Raw genomic sequence first — 15,857 nt, forward strand, 5'->3', positions numbered from 1 at the left:
CTACACGGCGATCAGCTCATCGGCGGGGTCCGGCCGCACCTGAGCGCCCACCTGATCCGATCCCCGGCCGGCGTTGCGTGTCGCACGGCGACGTCAGTTCGGAACGACGGGGAGCGGATGGGTGGTTTCGGGGCGATCCGCCCAGATTCCGCGGACGTGCCGCAGGTGGCCGCGGAGGTGTTTCCCGATCGCGCGTTCGTTCTTGCCGCGCAGCAGCTCCACCAGCTGCAGATGTTCGTTCGCCGAGTCGATCAGCGTGCCCTCGTTCAGCAGCGTGCCGAGACCGTAGAGCCGGCTGCGGTTGCGCAGGTCGGCGACCAGCGCGGTCAGTCGCGCGTTACCGGCGAAGCCGAGCAACGTCAGGTGGAACGCGGTGTCGGCCTCGATGTATCCGACGACGTCTGACCTTTGCGCCGCCGCGACGATGGTGTCTGCCAGCGACTGCAGGTTTCCGAGCTGTTCGTCGGTCAGCCGGCCGGCGAGTCCCGCGACGGTCGGTACTTCGAGCAGTTCGCGGATCTGGGTGATCTCGTCCAGCTCCTCGTCGGAGATGGAGTTGACCCGGAAGCCCTTGTTCTTGGCGATGGAGATCAGGTCTTCCTTCGCGAGGTCGAGGATCGCCTCGCGCACCGGCGTGGGGGACACGCCGAACTCGCTCGCCAGCGTGGGTGCGGAATACAGCACGTCCGGGCGCAGCCGCCCGGCGATGATGGCGGCCCGGAGCGCTTGGGCGATGTCCTCTCGGAGGCTGCGACGGTGACGCATGACCGGCAGGCCGAGGCCGGCGGGTCCGCCCGCCTCCGATGGATCTCCCGGACTCATCTGCGTGCCACCTTCCACCCTCGATGTGCTTGGTGTCCTGGCATTTTCGCCTACTCCCGGCACGGTGGACATGCGGGGTCCCGGCCGCACGGGATGTTGTGGACATCAGTAGTGTGTGACATATTACTGCTGTGTCGGATGTGGCTCGTGGAACCGATGTGGTGGTGATCGGCGCCGGAATCGTCGGCGCTGCCTGCGCCTTCGCCGCGGCACGCGCGGGCCTTCGGGTGGCGGTGCTCGATCGTGGACCGGTCATCGGCGGCACGACCGGCGCGGGGGAAGGCAACATCCTCGTCTCGGACAAAGGCCCAGGGGCAGAGCTCGACCTCGCCATGCTGTCCAGCACACTGTGGCGGCAGCTCGGCGCCGAGCACGGCGACGCCATCGAGTACGAGCCGAAGGGCGGCCTGGTGGTCGCGGCCGGCGAGGCAGACCTGCAGGCGTTGCGCCGCTTCGCCGCCGAGCAGCGAGCCGGCGGCGTGCAGACCCAGGTCGTCACGGCGGACGACCTGGCCGAACTCGAGCCGCACCTGGCCCCGGGGCTCGCCGGTGCGGTCCGATACCCGCAGGACGCCCAGGTGCAGCCGATGCTTGCCGCCGCGTTGCTGCTCCGCCTCGCCCGTGAACGCGGAGCCACCATCCACCCCGACACTCCGGTGATCGCGATGCGTCGTGACGGGCACGGACGGGTGATCGGCGTCAGCACGCCGGGCGGCACGATCCCGGCGGGGTTCGTGGTCAACGCGGCGGGCGTCTGGGCAGGCCAGATGGCCGCGCTCGCCGGTGTACGGATGCCGGTGCTCCCGCGACGCGGATGCATCCTCGTCACACAGCCGCTACCGGCGATCGTCCGGCACAAGGTGTACAGCGCCGGCTACACGACCGACGTCATGAGCGACTCCACCGACCTGCAGGTGTCACCCGTCATCGAGGGCACCCGCGCCGGGACCGTCCTCATCGGCGCCAGCCGGGAGCGGGTCGGGTTCGACCGCGCCATGCCGATCCCGGTGCTGGCACGGCTCGCCAGACACGCGACGGAGCTGTTCCCCGTGCTCGCCGACGTCTCGGTCATCCGGGCCTACCTGGGCTTCCGGCCGTACATGCCGGACCACCTGCCGGCGCTGGGAGCAGACCCCCGAGTGCCAGGACTGCTGCACGCGTGCGGCCACGAGGGCGCCGGGATCGGGCTCGCCCTTGCCTCCGGCCACCTCATCGGCCAGGTGCTCACCGGCGCCGAGCCGACCCTCGACCTGTATCCGTTCCGGCCCGACCGGTTCAGCGACCCGGCAGACGGTGCGCCCACCGAGGAGGCGATGTGAATCCACCACCCGAGCCCTGGCGGCTCGTCCAGGCCGACCCTGATCCGCCATTCGAGATCATCGTGGACGACCAGCCGGTGCGCGCCGTCCCAGGGCAGACGATCGGTGCCGCGCTGTGGGCGGCCGGGTGGCGCAGCACCCGGCACACCCGCGGCACCGGCCGCCGCCGAGGAATGTTCTGCGGCATCGGGATCTGCTTCGACTGCCTGATGACCGTCAACGACAGTCCGGCGCTGCGCGCATGCCAGATCGAGGCCCGCCCCGGCGACGTCGTGCACACCGGGACCATGTGATGACGACCTACGACGCGGTCGTCATCGGCGCCGGCCCGGCCGGCATGGCCGGCGCCCACACCATCGGGCAGGCCGGTCTCCGGGTGGCACTCGTCGACGCCGGACCGCGCCTGGGCGGGCAGTACCACCGTCACGCGCCGGCCACGTTCCACGCCACCCGCCCGCAGGCGCTGCACCACGGCTGGCGGCACTTCTCCGCCCTACGCGATCGCCTCGCCCGTCTACCCGGAGTCACCCACCTACCCGACCACCACGTCTGGTCGGTGGAACAAGCGGACGGCCTGATCACTGTGCGTGCCGTAACCGACCCACGCCGACCCGTGGGCGTCACGATCCGCGGGCGGGCGCTGCTGATCGCCACCGGTGGCTACGACCGGCAACTGCCGTTCCCCGGCTGGGATCTCCCCGGAGTGCTCACCGCCGGCGCAGCGCAGGCGCTGCTCAAAGGAAACCTCGTGCTCGCGGGCCAGCGGGTGGTGGTCGCCGGATCGGGACCGTTCCTGCTGCCGGTCGCCGCCGGGCTGGGCCGGGCCGGCGCCACCGTCGTCGGGGTCTACGAGGCTGCGCGCACCGGCCGGTTTCTACGCCACGCGACGACCCTCGCACAGAACGCCGGCAAGCTCGTCGAGGCCGCGAGACACCACGCGACACTGCTGCGCCACCGCATCCCGACACACAACGGCTGGGCGGTCGTCGCCGCGCACGGGGACACCCAACTCGCCGCGGTCACGGTCGCACGACTGGACCGCGCCGGCAATCCTGTGCCGGGCACCCGGCGCCGTATGCCGTGCGACACCGTGGCGATCGGCTACGGGTTCACGCCGCAGACCGAGCTGCTGGTGCAGCTCGGTTGCGCCACGCGGGTCGACGTCGACGGCAGCGTGGTCGCCGACGTCGACACCGAGCAGCGCACGACTGTGCCGTCGGTCTACGCCGCCGGCGAGGTGACCGGTATCGGCGGCGCGGCACTGTCCGAGGTGGAAGGCGTCATCGCCGGCCTCGCGATCCGAGCCGGCGCCGGGAAGCCGAGCCGGGTGCCCCGCCGGTTGCTGTCCCGGCGGACCGCACTGCGCCGCTTCGCCGCCGCCATGCATGACGTCTACCGGATCCCTGCCGGCTGGGTCGACTGGCTCACGCCGGAGACGATCGTCTGCCGCTGCGAGGAGGTCCCCGCCGAACGCGTGCGCGCGGCCGTCGAGCAGGACGGCGCCACCCAACCGCGGACCGGCAAACTGCTCACCCGAGCCGGCATGGGCTGGTGCCAAGGACGCGTCTGTGCGCACGCGGTGTCCACGCTCATCAGCCACCACGGAGGACGGCCGCCGTCGCCGGCGGACCTCGCGACCTGGGCCAACCGGCCCATCGCCCAGCCGGTGCCGCTGCGACTGCTCGCAGACGCCGCACCAGATCCGTCCGCACCCCAACCCTAGGAGAACCACCATGGCAACCATGCCCTGGCACGGTGTCGTCGTAGCGACCGCACTGCCGTTCCGGGACGACCTGTCCGTCGACCTGGACGGCTACGCAGAGCACGTGCGCTGGCTCGCGCATGCTGGCTGCGACGGTGTCGTGCCCAACGGTTCCCTGGGCGAGTACCAGGTGCTCGACGAACGCGAACGCGCCGACGTGGTGCGCGCCGCGGTCGCCGCGGCCCCGGACGGATTCTCCGTCGTGCCCGGCGTCGCCGCCTACGGCGCCCGCGACGCGCGGCGCTGGGCCGAACAGGCCGCTGAGTCCGGAGCGCACGCCGTGCTGCTGCTCCCTCCCAACGCCTACCGCGCCGACGAGCGTGCCGTGCTCGCGCACTTCGCCGAGGTGGCCAAGGTGGGCCTACCGGTGGTGGCGTACAACAACCCTTACGACACCCGCGTCGACCTCACCCCGGAGCTGGTGGCGCGACTGCATGCCGAGGGCTCCATCGTCGCGGTCAAGGAGTTCAGCGGTGACGCACGTCGCGGCTATCAGCTCGCCGAGCTGGCCCCCGAACTGGACGTGCTGATCGGCACCGACGATCTCGTGGTCGAGATGGCCCTGGCCGGGGCGACCGGCTGGATCGCGGGCTTCCCGAACGCGCTGCCGGAAGCCTGCGTGCGACTGTTCCGAGCCGCCGTCAGCGGCGATCAGCACACGGCACTGTCGCTGTATCGGACGCTGCACCCGCTGCTGCGCTGGGATGCGAGGACCGAGTTCGTCCAGGCGATCAAACTCACCATGGACCTCACGGGACACCGCGGAGGCGTCTGCCGCCCTCCCCGCATGCCGCTGCTGCCGGAGCACGACGCGGCGGTCCGTGCAGCCGCCGAACGCGCGCTTGCGACAGGCATGCGATGAACGCCGACACCGACGCGCTCAGCGGACCCCGGGAGCCGCCCTGATCGCCTCACCCGGGCCGCCCTGCGTCGCCGCCGACGCAGACCCAGCCGAACCGGGGCGGCCGCCGTTCCCGACTCAAGCGCCGGGCCCGGTCGCCGCCGCGCGCAGGGCGGCACGGATCTGCTCACCGGTCGGCGGGCGCAGCACACACGCGGCTGGGCCGTGCGGGTCGGCGCCGGTGACGTCACGCCCGTCGACGAGCACCGACGGCGACGGGTAGTCCCCGATCCGCTCGAGCACCGTCACCGGCAGGCCGGCCTCCACCAGGCATGCGCGCAACAGGTCCCGCGTGGCGTCCAGGTTCGGGCAGTCCGGCACCGCGCGCAGCTCCACGATCACCCCACCAGTGTCAACCCTGTGCCAACGATCGCCCAACTCGCCACCATCGATGACTTCACCGCTCAGGTCTGCCTCGATCGTGCCAGCGCTCAATGCAACGGCGCCGCCGGTGGCTGCGCGGGGACCGCCTCCAGCACCCGGTCCAGGCGGATGGGCAGGCTCCGCTGCCGTCTGCCGGTGGCGTGCCAGACGGCGTTGGCGATCGCCGCCGCAGTGCCGGCCGTGCCGATCTCGCCGAGGCCGTTGAATCCGGACGGGTCCTGCGGTTCGTAGTCGGCCACGAAGTCGGCCTCGACGTCGGGCACGTCGGCGTGCGCGGCGATGTGGTAGCCGGCGAAGTCGCCGTTGACCTGCCGGCCGGTTCCCGGGTCCCGGACACTCTCCTCGTGCAGGGCCATGGACAAGCCCATGATCATCCCGCCGACCACCTGGCTGCGGGCCAGCATCGGGTTGATCACCCGGCCCACCGCGAACATCCCGAGCAACCGGCGTACCCGTACCTCGCCGGTGGCCGGGTCGACGGTCACCTCCGCGAAGACGGCGCTGAACGTTTGCCGTTCCCGGGCCGGCTGGTAGTCGATCAACGCCGAGGTGTCCATCGTCGCGGTCACCGGACGTGCCGGGTCGTCCAGACTCTCTCGCAGCTTTTTGGCGGCCTCGATGATGGCGAACGACCAGGAGGTCGTCCCGCGGGAGCCGCCCGCGCCCCAGGCCATGCCGAGGTCGCTGTCGCCGATCCGGATCCGGATCTGCTCTGTGCCGACCCCGAGCGCGTCGGCGGCGACCGCGGTCAGGGCGGTACGGGCGCCGGTGCCGATGTCACTCGCGTCGATGCCGACCGTGAACGTGCCGTCGGTCTCGGCGGTGATCGAGGCGGTCGACGGGAACACCCCGGCGCTGAACGAGGTTGCGGCCATGCCGCTGCCGATCAGCAGCGAACCTTCACGCCGGGTCCGGGGGTGCCGGTCGCGCGCCGTCCAGCCGAACCGGCGTGCGCCCTCCTGCAGGCAGGAGATCAGACGCCGGCTGCTGAACGGGCGCCCCGAGACGGGGGCCGCGGTGGGCTGGTTGCGCAGGCGCAGTTCGAGCGGGTCAAGGCCCAGCCGTTCGGCAACCTCGTCCATGGCGGACTCCAGGGCGAACGAGCCGGGCGTCGCACCGGGTCCCCGCATCGAGGCCGGCGGCAGGACGTCGAGGGGCACCGCGGTGAGCTGCGTGCGGATCGCCGGTGCCGCGTACAGGATCTTGGCCTGCTCGGTGCACCACTCGATGTACTCCGCGAGGGGTGAGAGGGCGTACGCCGCCCGGTGGTGGACGGCGCGCAGGCGGCCGTCGGCGTCGGCGCCGATGCGGACCTGCTGGTCGGTCGGCGGCCGCGACGCGGTCGCCTCGAAGACCTGCTCCCGGGTCAGGGTGACCCGCACGGGACGCTCGAAGCGCTCGCCGGCCATCGCGGCGAGGATCACCTGCGGGCCACACAGACCCTTGCCGCCGAAGCCGCCGCCGACGTGCTCGGAGCGGACATGCACCCGGTCCCGGTCGATGGACCACAACGCGGCCAGAACCTGGGACACACTGAACGCACCCTGGTTGGAGTCCACGGCGTACAGATGTCCGTCCTCCCACCACGCTGTTGCGGCGTGGGGTTCCATGGCGCTGTGGCACTCCTCCGGCGTGCGGTAACGCTCGTCGACCACGACCGCGGAGGCGGCCAGTTCCGCGTCCACGTCGCCGGTGTCCGCCTCCGGCCCGAACGCGGTCGACGCCGGACGGGAAGCCGGATGGTCGAGGTGGAAGTCCACGTCGTGCGGCTGCACGTCGTAGTCGACGCGGATGGCCCCTGCCGCCGCCCGGGCCTGCTCCAGGGTCTCCGCCAGCACGAGGGCGATCGGCCGGCCCGCGTACGGGATCACGTCGTCCTGCAGCAGTCGCAGGCTGCCGTCGGGACCGAAGTAGTTGCCGGCCTCAGGGTTGAGGCGGGGTGCATCGCGGTGGTCGAGGACACCCAGCACGCCGGGCATGCCGAGCGCGGCGGACGTGTCGATGGCGCGCAGGCGCCCCCGGGACACGGTGGCCGTCACGATCCAGCCGTGGGCCAGGCCCGGCATGGGGACGTCCGCGGCGTAGCGGGCGGTGCCGGTGACCTTGAGCGGCCCCTCGATCCGTGGGCGCGGCGCACCGACGGCACCGGTGATCGGTTCGCCGCTCATCGCTCGATCTCCGTTCCGGCCAGCTCACTGAGCACGGCTTCGATGAGGTTGCGGGCCAGGGCCACCTTGTATCCGTTGTCGCGGAGCGGTTCCGCGGCTGCCAATTCCACCTCGGCGGCGAGCCGGAACCGGTCGGCGGTGGCGGGTCCGTCCCGGAGGAACTCCTCGGCAGCGCGGGCGCGCCAGGGCCGCGACGCCACGCCGCCGAGGGCGATCCGCACGTCGCGCACCAGACCGTCGTGGACATCGAGGGCGGCGGCGACAGAGACCGTCGCGAAGGCGTACGACGCCCGCTCGCGCACCTTGCGGTACCGCGACCGCCGGGCGACCGCGAGTCCGGGCAGGACGACCGCGGTGATCAGCGCGCCGGGCGGCAACGCCGTCTCGCGGTCCGGGCGGTCACCGACCGGCAGGTAGAACCGTGACAGGGGGATCTCACCGGGGCCGTTCAGAGTCTCGTAGCGCACCACCGCGTCGAAGGCGGCCAGCGCCACCGCCATGTCCGAGGGGTGAGTCGCCGCACAGTGGTCGGACCGGCCCAGGATCGCGTGGTTGTGGTGCTCCCCGGCGATCGCGGGACAGCCGCTGCCGGGAACGCGCTTGTTGCACGGCTGCGCGAGATCGGCGAAGTAGGGGCACCGGGTTCGCTGCAGGAGATTGCCGCCCACCGTAGCCATGTTTCGGAGCTGCCCCGACGCGCCTGCCAGGACGGCCTGGGTCAGCGCCGGATACCGGCGCCGGACCTCGGGATGGGCGGCGGCGTCGCTGTTGGTCGTGGTCGCCCCGATTACGAGTCCACCGTCCGGTGTCTCGCTGACACCGTCCAGCGGGAGATGCCGGACGTCCACCAACCGGGTCGGCGCCTCGACCCCGTCCTTCATCAGGTCGACGAGGTTCGTGCCACCGCCCAGGTAGCGGGCGCCGGCGTGCTCCGCGACCGCCGTGAGTGCCTCGCGGACCTGGATCGCACGCTGGTACGCGAACTCCCTCATCGGACTGCCTCCTCGCGGGCGGCGGTCTCGAGCACCGCGCGCACGATCGAGGGATACGCACCGCAGCGGCACAGGTTGCCGCTCATCCGCTCGCGCACCTCCGCGGTGTCCAGCTCGCGCGCCGGGCCGTCCGGCGAGACGTCGGCGGTGACCGCACTGGGCCGGCCGGCCGCGTACTCGGCCAGCATCCCGACAGCCGAGCAGATCTGCCCGGGTGTGCAGTACCCGCACTGGAAACCGTCGAGCCGGACGAAGTCCTGCTGGATCGGGCCCAGGGCCCCGTCGCCGGCAATGCCTTCGACGGTGGTCACGGCGGCGCCTTCGGCGGCGACCGCCAGGGTCAGACAGGACACCACCCGCCGGCCGTCGAGCAGCACCGTGCAGGCGCCGCACTGGCCGTGGTCGCAGCCCTTCTTCGGCCCGGTCCGGCCGAGGTTCTCCCGTAGTGCGTCGAGCAGTGTCCTGCGATTGTCCACAGTGAGCTCGTGGTCGGTGCCGTTTACGTGCAGCGTGATATCGCTGCTGAGGGTTCCGGTCATCGCGTTTCCTCTCGACGTCCGCGGCGAAGGTGCGTTGCCGCGAACAATTGATTCAAGCAGTTACCGAGGGGAGGATCTTGTCCGTTGATTGCGGATGCTTGCCTATTCCTCCTCGCCCGCCCGCCGTGCGTACCGGGTCGTCTCGACGACGATCAGAACGGTCAGGACGGCGACCAGGCCGGCCAGTCCGGCCATCGGGGGCAGGGCCGCGGCAGCCGGAACGGCCGCGAGAAGGACTCCGGCCGTCACCAGCCGGGGCACGCTCAGCACACCGTGCATGCGGTACGCGAACAGCAGATGCCCACCGAGGTGGAGCGCCGCGCCACCGAAGAGCGGCAGCGCGTACCAGGCGCCCATCGCCCAGGTGTCGCCGGCGTGGGCCAGCACCCCCTCGACACCGAGTGCGGTGAGCACGATGCCGGCGACGAGGGGGAAGTGCCCGTACGTGTAGGCGTCGACGGCGAGGCTGACCCGGGCCCGGTCACGCGCCTGGAGGAGGCGGCGCTCGGCCGCGGACGACACCACGTCGAAGTACAGCCACCAGAGGCAGACGGCGACGCCGACGCCGAGCACGGCGGCGACCAGCAGCGACACGCTGACCGGCTGGCCGGCCGCACCGACACCGATCGCGACGACCGACTCGCCGAGGGCCAGGATGATGAACAGGCCGTGTCGTTCGGTCAGGTGCGCCGGGCTGAGCAGCCGCCAGTTGCCGCGCCGGGCGGTGAGGTAGATGCCGGCCCAGTCCACCAGCAGGGCGAGGGCGAACAGCAGCAGCTGGATCCAGCCGCCCAGCAGCGCCCCGGCCACCAACAGGACTGCGCCCACCAACAGCGGCAGCCAGGTGATGGTGATCTGATGCCGTAGTCCAGCGTCACCGGTCGCGGCCACGGCGTAGACCGTGAGATGCACCGCCCGGACGAGCAGGTAGGCGCACACCAGCACCAGCGGTCCGGGCAGGCCGCCGGGCACGTCGTGCCACGCCTCGGGGATGGCCAGGGCGACCACGAACATGGCCGCCATCGCGACGGCCATGCCCGCCCGCAGCGGACCCTGGTCGGCCCGTGAGTAGTTGCCCAGCCAGGTGTAGCCGGACCAGGTCCCCCACAGCAGCGCGAGCACCAGCAACCCCTGCAACACGCCATATGCGGTGCGCTCGTGGGCAAGATAGGCAGTGATCTGCGTCGTCGCGAAGACGTACACCAGGTCGAAGAAGAGCTCGAACGGTGTCGCCCGGTGACCCTCGTCGGCCGGCCGCACGGCCCGCGCGACTCTGTGCCGCGTCATGGGCACGTCTCCTATTCTGCGCCGCTGCTAGGCGGGGATCAGGGCCCGCTGCTGTGCCGGCACCCGGGGCCGTCGGCAGAAGTAGACGAAGGCCGGCGGCACGTTGGCCCACACCGTCCGGCTGGCCACGACCTCCTCGAACCGGGCGCCCAGGGACCGGCGCAGCCGGCGGGCGGGCGGGGCCCAGCGGGCGAGCGTGTAGGCGAAGGTGGTGAACGCGCCGTCGGGGGCGAGGGTGTCGGTGACCGCGCCCAGCAGCTCGTCCTGCTGGCCACCGGCGAACGCCGCCCACGGCAGCCCGCTCACGATCACGTCCGCGTGCCGGTGACCGCGTTCGGCCAGCACTTCGCGGAGATTGCGGGCGTCGGCGACAGCGACGTCGATCTGCGGGTACCGGGCTGCCAGCAGGCCCGCGAACCGTTCGTTGACCTCGACGGCAATGTGGTGCCCGCGACCGGCGAGCCGCCGTTGGACGGCGCCGCTGAACGCGCCGGTGCCGGGGCCGAGCTCGACGACCACCGGGTCGCCGCTGCGCGGTGCGGGCGAGGTGATGAGGTCGGCCAGCGGCACGCCACTCGGGGCGACGGCGGCGACGGTGAACGGGTCACGCAGAAACTCGCGCAGGAACGCGGCACGGTGCTCGGAGGTCATCGCACGTCCCCTTGCTTGGCGTCGTGCGCAACCGGCGCCGCGTCGGCCGGCACCAGGATCCGGGAGAGCCATGCGGTGCGGGTACGGCGCGCCGCCACCGACAGCCGCGCGTGCGGGTACAGCGCGTCGAAGCCGTGCCAGCCGCCGGCCCAGACGTGCAGCTCGGCTTGGCCGCCGGCGGCCCAGATGCGGGTGGCGTAGGCGACGTCCTCGTCGCGGAAGACCTCCGCCGTACCGACGTCGACGTAGGTGGCGGGCAAGCCGGACAAGTCGTCGGCGAGTGCCGGGGAAACGTAGCCGGGCACGGCGTCAGGATCGAGGTCGCCCAACACCGACCGCCAGCCGAACTCGTTCATCTCGCGGGTCCAGACGCCCGGCCCGCCGGCGTACTGCCGACTGGAGACGGTGTTGTTGCGGTGGTCGAGCATGGGGCAGATCAGCACCTGGGCCACCAACGCCGGGGTGCCGCGGTCGCGTGCCATCAGGGTGACTCCGGCGGTGAGGCCACCGCCGGCGCTGGCCCCGGCCACGACGATGCGGGCCGGATCGATGCCGAGCTCGCCGGCGTGCTCGGCGACCCAGAGCAGGCCGCGGTAGCAGTCGTCGACCAGGCTCGTGCCAGTGGCTTCGGGCGCCAGCCGATATTCCACGGAAACCACGACGGCGCCGAACGCTTCGAGCCAGTCCAGCGGGATGTCGATCTGGGCGAAGCGGTCACCCATGACCATGCCACCACCGTGCGTCCAGTACACGCAGGGTGCGTCGGCCGGACGACCGGTACCGGCCGGGCTGAAGATCGACAGTGTGATCGGGGTACCGCCCGTATCGGTGACGCTGACCTCGTGCCGGTGGACGGCGCGGCCCGCGAGGGCGGCTTCGACGGGAACCGACGAGAACGGGCGGATCTGGGCGAGAACCTCGGTGTCGAGTTCCGCCAGGAGCGGCATCTCGGCCAGGAGCCTGCCCAGCTCGGGGTCGAACGGGGGACGTTGCTGAGTCATGGTGGAGTCCTGTCCTGTGGGTTCGTCGAGGGAGGAGCGGGTGCTCAGATCGCGGCCTTGCCGCCGACCGGTACCTCGTCGGTGTACTGCGACTCGCCGGCCAGCAGCGGCTGGAGCTTCGCCACCAGGTCCTGGGCCTGGGCGGTGGCGAAGAATCTGCTGTGCGCCTCCGGAGTGGTCCAGCCTTCGGTGACGTGGACGACGTCGGGGTTGCCGGCCGAGCGGCCGACCAGGAAGACGACGCAGTCGTCGTTGTCCAGCGTCGGTGCGTCGAGCAGGAGGTGGACCAGTTCGTCGCCCCGGCCGGGCTGCGCGGTCATGGTGGCGTGGAAGCCGTGGTTGATGGTCATCGGGCAACTCCTCGATTGGTTCCGCTTGTCGCAGCTCCACTCTCTGAGCGCCCGGGCGGATCCCGTTCAGTCATCTGACTTCGAGGAATCCGGTGGACGCGGCTGGTGACCTAACAAGTCCGGCCGTGCAGCCGACCACCGGTCTCCGCCGTGGGACCGCGGCAACCCCGGATTCGCGGTTGCCGGGGCCGCTCAGCAGGGGTGGACAGGCCGGTGAACCCCGGGTCTTAGGTCATCTGACAGATGCACCGCGGCGTGCCGTGCTCAACCATCGAAGCCGTGACGATGCCTTCAGGACGGGAACACCCCGCGTCGCAGCCGGCCGTGCTGCGCACGCGTGAGGTCCGCGACCGCGCGTTGTTCGACCTGGACGACGGGCCGGTGACGCCGTCGAACCGCGCCGACCTGACGGCGACCACGCGGCTGCTCAACGAGCTGCTGGCCAGTCTGATCGTGTCCTCGTTGCAGTACGAGCAGCACGCTCAGGCCGTCCCCGCGCCCTCGGCGCGCCCCCTCGCGGACTTTCTCTGCGCCTGCGCCGACCGGGACCGCAGCAGCGCGCGACTCCTCGCGGCGCGGATCGGGCACCTCGGCGCCGTCGGCGAGTACGAACCGCAGCACCTGAGTGCCCGGTCCCGAATCGCCTTCCGCGCATTCCCCGACGGCGACCTCACCGGCATCGTGACGCAGAACCTCGTCGGCGTGCGGATCCTCGTCCAGACACTGCAGGAGGCAGTGCGCTGGGTGGGCGACGACGATCCCACCACCAGGCGGTTGCTGGAGCGGCTGCTGGAGGACAAGGAAAGCCAGGCGGGCCAGCTCAGCGCCCAGTCTTCCCACCAGCAACCGGCGGAAGGGCGTCCCTGAGGCCGGCGCGTGACGTGACGCCGAGCTTGGGAAAGATCCGGTACAGGTGGGCACCGATCGTGCGGTGCGAGAGGTACAGCCGTTCCGCGATCTGCTTGTTGGTAAGGCCGCTCGCCGCCAGCTGGGCGATCTGGCGTTCCTGTGCCGTCAGGGCGGTCAGCTCACCCGCCGGCTGCCGGGCCGTCCGGTGCCCGGCGGCCCGCAACTCGGCCTGGGTGCGCGCGAGCCACGGCTCGGCCGCCATGGCGGCGAAGCCGTCGTACGCGGCGAGCAGGTGCCGGCGAGCCTGCGCTGACAACCTGGCGCGGCGCAGCCTCTCGCCGAACGACAGCCGGACCCGGGAGACGTCGAACAACCAGCGCTCTGCGGCGGGCCCGGCCAGCAGCGCCTCCAGGCGGGTCATCGGCTCGTCGCCGTCGAGGACCAGCGCCTCGGCGCCGGCCTGGACAAGGGCCATCCGGCCCGACAACGCCCCCACGTCCGCGGCCCGCATCGCCTCGACGTGTGCCCTGGCCTCGACCGTGCGCCCGGTCCGCACCGCCGCCTCGACCAGGTCGAACATGACCCAGGTGCAGTGCGGCACGTGCGCGGCCAGGACGCCGGGCGGGCTCATGGCGGCGGCGTGCCGGAAGGCGGCTTCGTAGTCTCCCTGTCCCAACGCCGCCAGCGCGCGCGGTTGATGAGCGAACAGGGCCGCGGCGGACACGCCGCGAGGCAGCGCCCAGTGAGTGATCTCGTCGGCGAGCGCGTACGCCTCGTCGAAACGGCCCCGGCCGGCGGCGACGAGCGCCCGGTTGTACCGGAAGTACCACGCGAAGAACGGGAAGCCGCTGGTGTCACAGATCCGTTGCCCTTCCAGGGCGAGTTCCTCGTCCTCGTCCCACCGGCCGACCAGGAAGTCGTCCAGGCACAGATGCATCAGGGCGCCGAGGTGCCGGCGGGGCGGCCCACCGTCGCGTCCCTGCCGGACGAGGCGCCAGGAGGACTCGCGGCAGTCGCCCAGCCGGTCCAGATAGACCGAGGCCGTGCCGATCCGCATGATCCGGGTGGGATCGGCCTCGTCGGCGAGCGACCGCAGGATCGCGTCGATCCGCGGCAGCGCCGCCGCACCGGTGCGTACCGGATCGGGGAAAGTCTCGCTGACCAGCGCGAGGACCTCCGGCGGCCCAGGCCGCAGTCTGCGCAGCACCCGGAAGTAGGACTCCCAGTACTCCGTCGTGCTGCCGTACCAGCTCACCAGCAGCAGGGTGTGGACGGCCTCGATCAGTGCCGGATCGTCGGCCCGGTAGCCGTGGTCGCCGGCCTCGATGGCCCCGACCAGGAGCCGGTGCGCGGTGTTGACGTCGCCGTCGCCGTTGAGCATGAGGAAGGCAGCCGCGTTGGCCACGTGCAGGGAGCCGGCGGCGTCCGGGGCCGCCCGTCGGGCATTGCGGAGCAACGACTCGGCGTCGTCGGCGCCGCTGGCCTCCGCACCGATGTACGCGGCCTCACCGAGCCGCCGCCCCCGTCCCGCGCTCGTCGTGCTCAGCTCCGCGGCGCGGATCAGGGCGGCGATCGCGGCGAGCGCGTCCCCGCGCAGCATCACCCGGTGCGCCGCGGCCTCCAACAACTCCGCCACCATCTCGTCCGGGCCGGCAGCGGCCGCCGCCAGGTGCCACGCGCGGCGTTCCTGGTCGTCGGTCAGGGCATCGGCGAGGGCGGCGTGCGCCTTGCGGCGCTCCTCGTGGGTGGACGCCGCCACGATGGCCGACCGGATCAGCGGATGCCGGAACGCGATCCGCGCCGTGGCGTCGTCCACGCGGACCAACTGCTCCCGTTCGGCCGGGGCCAGGTCGGCCAGGCTCACCCCGTCGGGCAGGGCGGCCCTGAGCACCCGGACATCGCCGGTGCTCTCGAAGGTGGCGAGGAGCAGCAGCTGCCGAGTGGGTTCCGGCAGGCCCACGAGGCGCGCGGCGAAGATTCCTTGAAGCCGGTCGCTGAGTGGGATCACCTCCGGTTGCGTCACCGCGCGCCGCGCGGCGCCCAGCAACGTGGCGGGCAGCTCGATCAGGGCGAGCGGGTTACCCTGCGCGAGGTCCAGCAGCCGGTGCCGAACCCGCGCCGGCATCTCCGGATGGTTGGCCGCGACCAGCTGTCCGGCCGCCTGGCTGTCCAGCGGCTCGACGACCTGCTCGGACAGGCCGCGCCGGTCGAGGAAGCTCGCCGTCCCCGCTCTGGCCGACGCCAGCAGGCCGGCGCGGCGGTCCTCCAGCCGCCGGGTGATGAAGCCCAGGACCACGGCGCTCGCCCGGTCGATCCAGTGCACGTCGTCGACCAGCAGGACGATCGGCACGTCGGCGGCCAACTCGGTGATGAGCAGCAGCGCCGCATTGCAGACCAGCAGTACTTCCGGCGGTGTACCGGCGCCGAAGCCGAGCGCCACCGACAGCGCCTCCCGCGGACCGGGCGGAAGCCGCTCGAGGTCAGCGTGCACGGGCAGAAGCAACTGGTTGAGACAGGCGTAGCTGACGTCGGCCTCGAACTCGGAGCCGGAAGCGCGCAGCACCCGCATCCCCCGGGCGCCGGCGAGCTCGGCCGCGGCCGTCATCAGGGCGGACTTGCCGACCCCCGGGTCGCCGCAGACCAGGAGCGCGTCGCCGTGCTGCCGGACGCCTTCGAGGAAGCCGGCGAGCCGCTCGAGTTCAGCATGGCGTCCGAAGAGTCCAATGGTGGCCACACGTACCTCACGCGCCTGTCGTTGTCCGTTACCCGATCGGCCGGCCCCTGTTGCGCAGGCGACCGCAAGCATGTGCCGGCACGCTATATCGGCCTGTC

The 15,857-nt window shown here is 72.0% G+C and carries 15 protein-coding genes; 5 read left to right on the top strand and 10 right to left on the bottom strand.

Features of this window, described 5'->3' with window-relative positions; all coding sequences use genetic code 11:
• Positions 1–93: 93 nt before the first annotated feature.
• Positions 94–840, bottom strand: coding sequence for a GntR family transcriptional regulator (locus AB0J72_RS05980; RefSeq protein ID WP_363394872.1), 747 nt, complete (start codon positions 838–840; stop codon positions 94–96).
• A gap of 122 nt (positions 841–962) precedes the next feature.
• Here AB0J72_RS05980 and AB0J72_RS05985 point away from each other — a divergent pair, with 122 nt between their 5' ends.
• Genes AB0J72_RS05985 through AB0J72_RS06000 form a run of 4 tightly spaced genes read left to right on the top strand, consistent with a single transcriptional unit; the run spans position 963 to position 4,765 of the window.
• Positions 963–2,141: an FAD-binding oxidoreductase gene (locus AB0J72_RS05985; protein ID WP_363394873.1), complete on the top strand. Its 1,179-nt coding sequence runs from the start codon at positions 963–965 to the stop codon at positions 2,139–2,141.
• Complete coding sequence (locus tag AB0J72_RS05990; protein ID WP_363394874.1) at positions 2,138–2,434, top strand: (2Fe-2S)-binding protein; 297 nt, start codon at positions 2,138–2,140, stop codon at positions 2,432–2,434. Before AB0J72_RS05985 ends, AB0J72_RS05990 begins: the two co-directional genes overlap by 4 nt.
• Positions 2,434–3,864, top strand: a complete 1,431-nt coding sequence (locus tag AB0J72_RS05995) for an FAD-dependent oxidoreductase (RefSeq protein WP_363394875.1) — start codon at positions 2,434–2,436, stop codon at positions 3,862–3,864. The genes AB0J72_RS05990 and AB0J72_RS05995 overlap by 1 nt, the downstream gene beginning before the upstream one ends.
• A gap of 19 nt (positions 3,865–3,883) precedes the next feature.
• Positions 3,884–4,765: a dihydrodipicolinate synthase family protein gene (locus AB0J72_RS06000; protein ID WP_363394877.1), complete on the top strand. Its 882-nt coding sequence runs from the start codon at positions 3,884–3,886 to the stop codon at positions 4,763–4,765.
• A gap of 117 nt (positions 4,766–4,882) precedes the next feature.
• Here the strand turns inward: AB0J72_RS06000 and AB0J72_RS06005 are convergent, their stop codons facing one another.
• The 8 genes from AB0J72_RS06005 to AB0J72_RS06040 form a co-directional block, all read right to left on the bottom strand.
• Positions 4,883–5,146, bottom strand: a complete 264-nt coding sequence (locus AB0J72_RS06005) for an alkylmercury lyase (protein WP_363394879.1) — start codon at positions 5,144–5,146, stop codon at positions 4,883–4,885.
• An 89-nt stretch (positions 5,147–5,235) separates the two neighbouring features.
• Positions 5,236–7,356 carry a xanthine dehydrogenase family protein molybdopterin-binding subunit gene (locus AB0J72_RS06010; RefSeq protein WP_363394881.1) on the bottom strand — a complete coding sequence of 707 codons (2,121 nt, stop codon included), beginning with the start codon at positions 7,354–7,356 and terminating at the stop codon, positions 5,236–5,238.
• Entirely contained in the window at positions 7,353–8,348 is a 996-nt protein-coding gene (locus AB0J72_RS06015; RefSeq protein WP_363394883.1) for a xanthine dehydrogenase family protein subunit M, read from the bottom strand. Before AB0J72_RS06015 ends, AB0J72_RS06010 begins: the two co-directional genes overlap by 4 nt.
• The gene (locus AB0J72_RS06020; RefSeq protein ID WP_363394885.1) at positions 8,345–8,887 is read right to left on the bottom strand and encodes a 2Fe-2S iron-sulfur cluster-binding protein; all 543 of its coding nucleotides are present in this window, start codon (positions 8,885–8,887) and stop codon (positions 8,345–8,347) included. Before AB0J72_RS06020 ends, AB0J72_RS06015 begins: the two co-directional genes overlap by 4 nt.
• Before the next feature lie 102 nt (positions 8,888–8,989).
• A complete protein-coding gene (locus tag AB0J72_RS06025; protein WP_363394887.1) occupies positions 8,990–10,174 on the bottom strand; it encodes a low temperature requirement protein A in 1,185 nt (394 codons plus the stop codon).
• A 27-nt stretch (positions 10,175–10,201) separates the two neighbouring features.
• Positions 10,202–10,825: an SAM-dependent methyltransferase gene (locus AB0J72_RS06030; RefSeq protein ID WP_363394889.1), complete on the bottom strand. Its 624-nt coding sequence runs from the start codon at positions 10,823–10,825 to the stop codon at positions 10,202–10,204.
• A complete protein-coding gene (locus AB0J72_RS06035) occupies positions 10,822–11,826 on the bottom strand; it encodes an alpha/beta hydrolase (RefSeq protein ID WP_363394891.1) in 1,005 nt (334 codons plus the stop codon). Before AB0J72_RS06035 ends, AB0J72_RS06030 begins: the two co-directional genes overlap by 4 nt.
• A 44-nt stretch (positions 11,827–11,870) precedes the next feature.
• Entirely contained in the window at positions 11,871–12,176 is a 306-nt protein-coding gene (locus tag AB0J72_RS06040) for an antibiotic biosynthesis monooxygenase (RefSeq protein WP_363394893.1), read from the bottom strand.
• 243 nt (positions 12,177–12,419) lie between these two features.
• On the opposite strand from AB0J72_RS06040, the gene AB0J72_RS06045 reads away from it, so the two are divergent.
• A complete protein-coding gene (locus AB0J72_RS06045) occupies positions 12,420–13,043 on the top strand; it encodes a ferritin-like domain-containing protein (RefSeq protein ID WP_363394895.1) in 624 nt (207 codons plus the stop codon).
• Here AB0J72_RS06045 and AB0J72_RS06050 read toward each other — a convergent pair.
• Positions 12,997–15,759 carry an AAA family ATPase gene (locus AB0J72_RS06050; RefSeq protein WP_363394897.1) on the bottom strand — a complete coding sequence of 921 codons (2,763 nt, stop codon included), beginning with the start codon at positions 15,757–15,759 and terminating at the stop codon, positions 12,997–12,999. The two genes, AB0J72_RS06045 and AB0J72_RS06050, sit on opposite strands and share 47 nt — an antisense overlap.
• Positions 15,760–15,857 lie beyond the last annotated feature (98 nt).

This window comes from Dactylosporangium sp. NPDC049742 (genome assembly GCF_040674675.1).
In the GTDB taxonomy this organism is placed as follows: domain Bacteria; phylum Actinomycetota; class Actinomycetes; order Mycobacteriales; family Micromonosporaceae; genus Dactylosporangium; species Dactylosporangium maewongense.

Excerpts from the sequence above, each read along its gene's own strand:
- AB0J72_RS06015 (WP_363394883.1), bottom strand. The coding sequence starts at position 8,348 with ATGAGGGAGTTCGCGTACCAGCGTGCGATCCAGGTCCGCGAGGCACTC.
- AB0J72_RS06030 (WP_363394889.1), bottom strand. The coding sequence starts at position 10,825 with ATGACCTCCGAGCACCGTGCCGCGTTCCTGCGCGAGTTTCTGCGTGAC.
- AB0J72_RS05995 (WP_363394875.1), top strand. The coding sequence starts at position 2,434 with ATGACGACCTACGACGCGGTCGTCATCGGCGCCGGCCCGGCCGGCATG.
- AB0J72_RS06035 (WP_363394891.1), bottom strand. The coding sequence starts at position 11,826 with ATGACTCAGCAACGTCCCCCGTTCGACCCCGAGCTGGGCAGGCTCCTG.
- AB0J72_RS06010 (WP_363394881.1), bottom strand. The coding sequence starts at position 7,356 with ATGAGCGGCGAACCGATCACCGGTGCCGTCGGTGCGCCGCGCCCACGG.
- AB0J72_RS06020 (WP_363394885.1), bottom strand. The coding sequence starts at position 8,887 with ATGACCGGAACCCTCAGCAGCGATATCACGCTGCACGTAAACGGCACC.
- AB0J72_RS06025 (WP_363394887.1), bottom strand. The coding sequence starts at position 10,174 with ATGACGCGGCACAGAGTCGCGCGGGCCGTGCGGCCGGCCGACGAGGGT.
- AB0J72_RS06000 (WP_363394877.1), top strand. The coding sequence starts at position 3,884 with ATGCCCTGGCACGGTGTCGTCGTAGCGACCGCACTGCCGTTCCGGGAC.
- AB0J72_RS06040 (WP_363394893.1), bottom strand. The coding sequence starts at position 12,176 with ATGACCATCAACCACGGCTTCCACGCCACCATGACCGCGCAGCCCGGC.
- AB0J72_RS06045 (WP_363394895.1), top strand. The coding sequence starts at position 12,420 with ATGCACCGCGGCGTGCCGTGCTCAACCATCGAAGCCGTGACGATGCCT.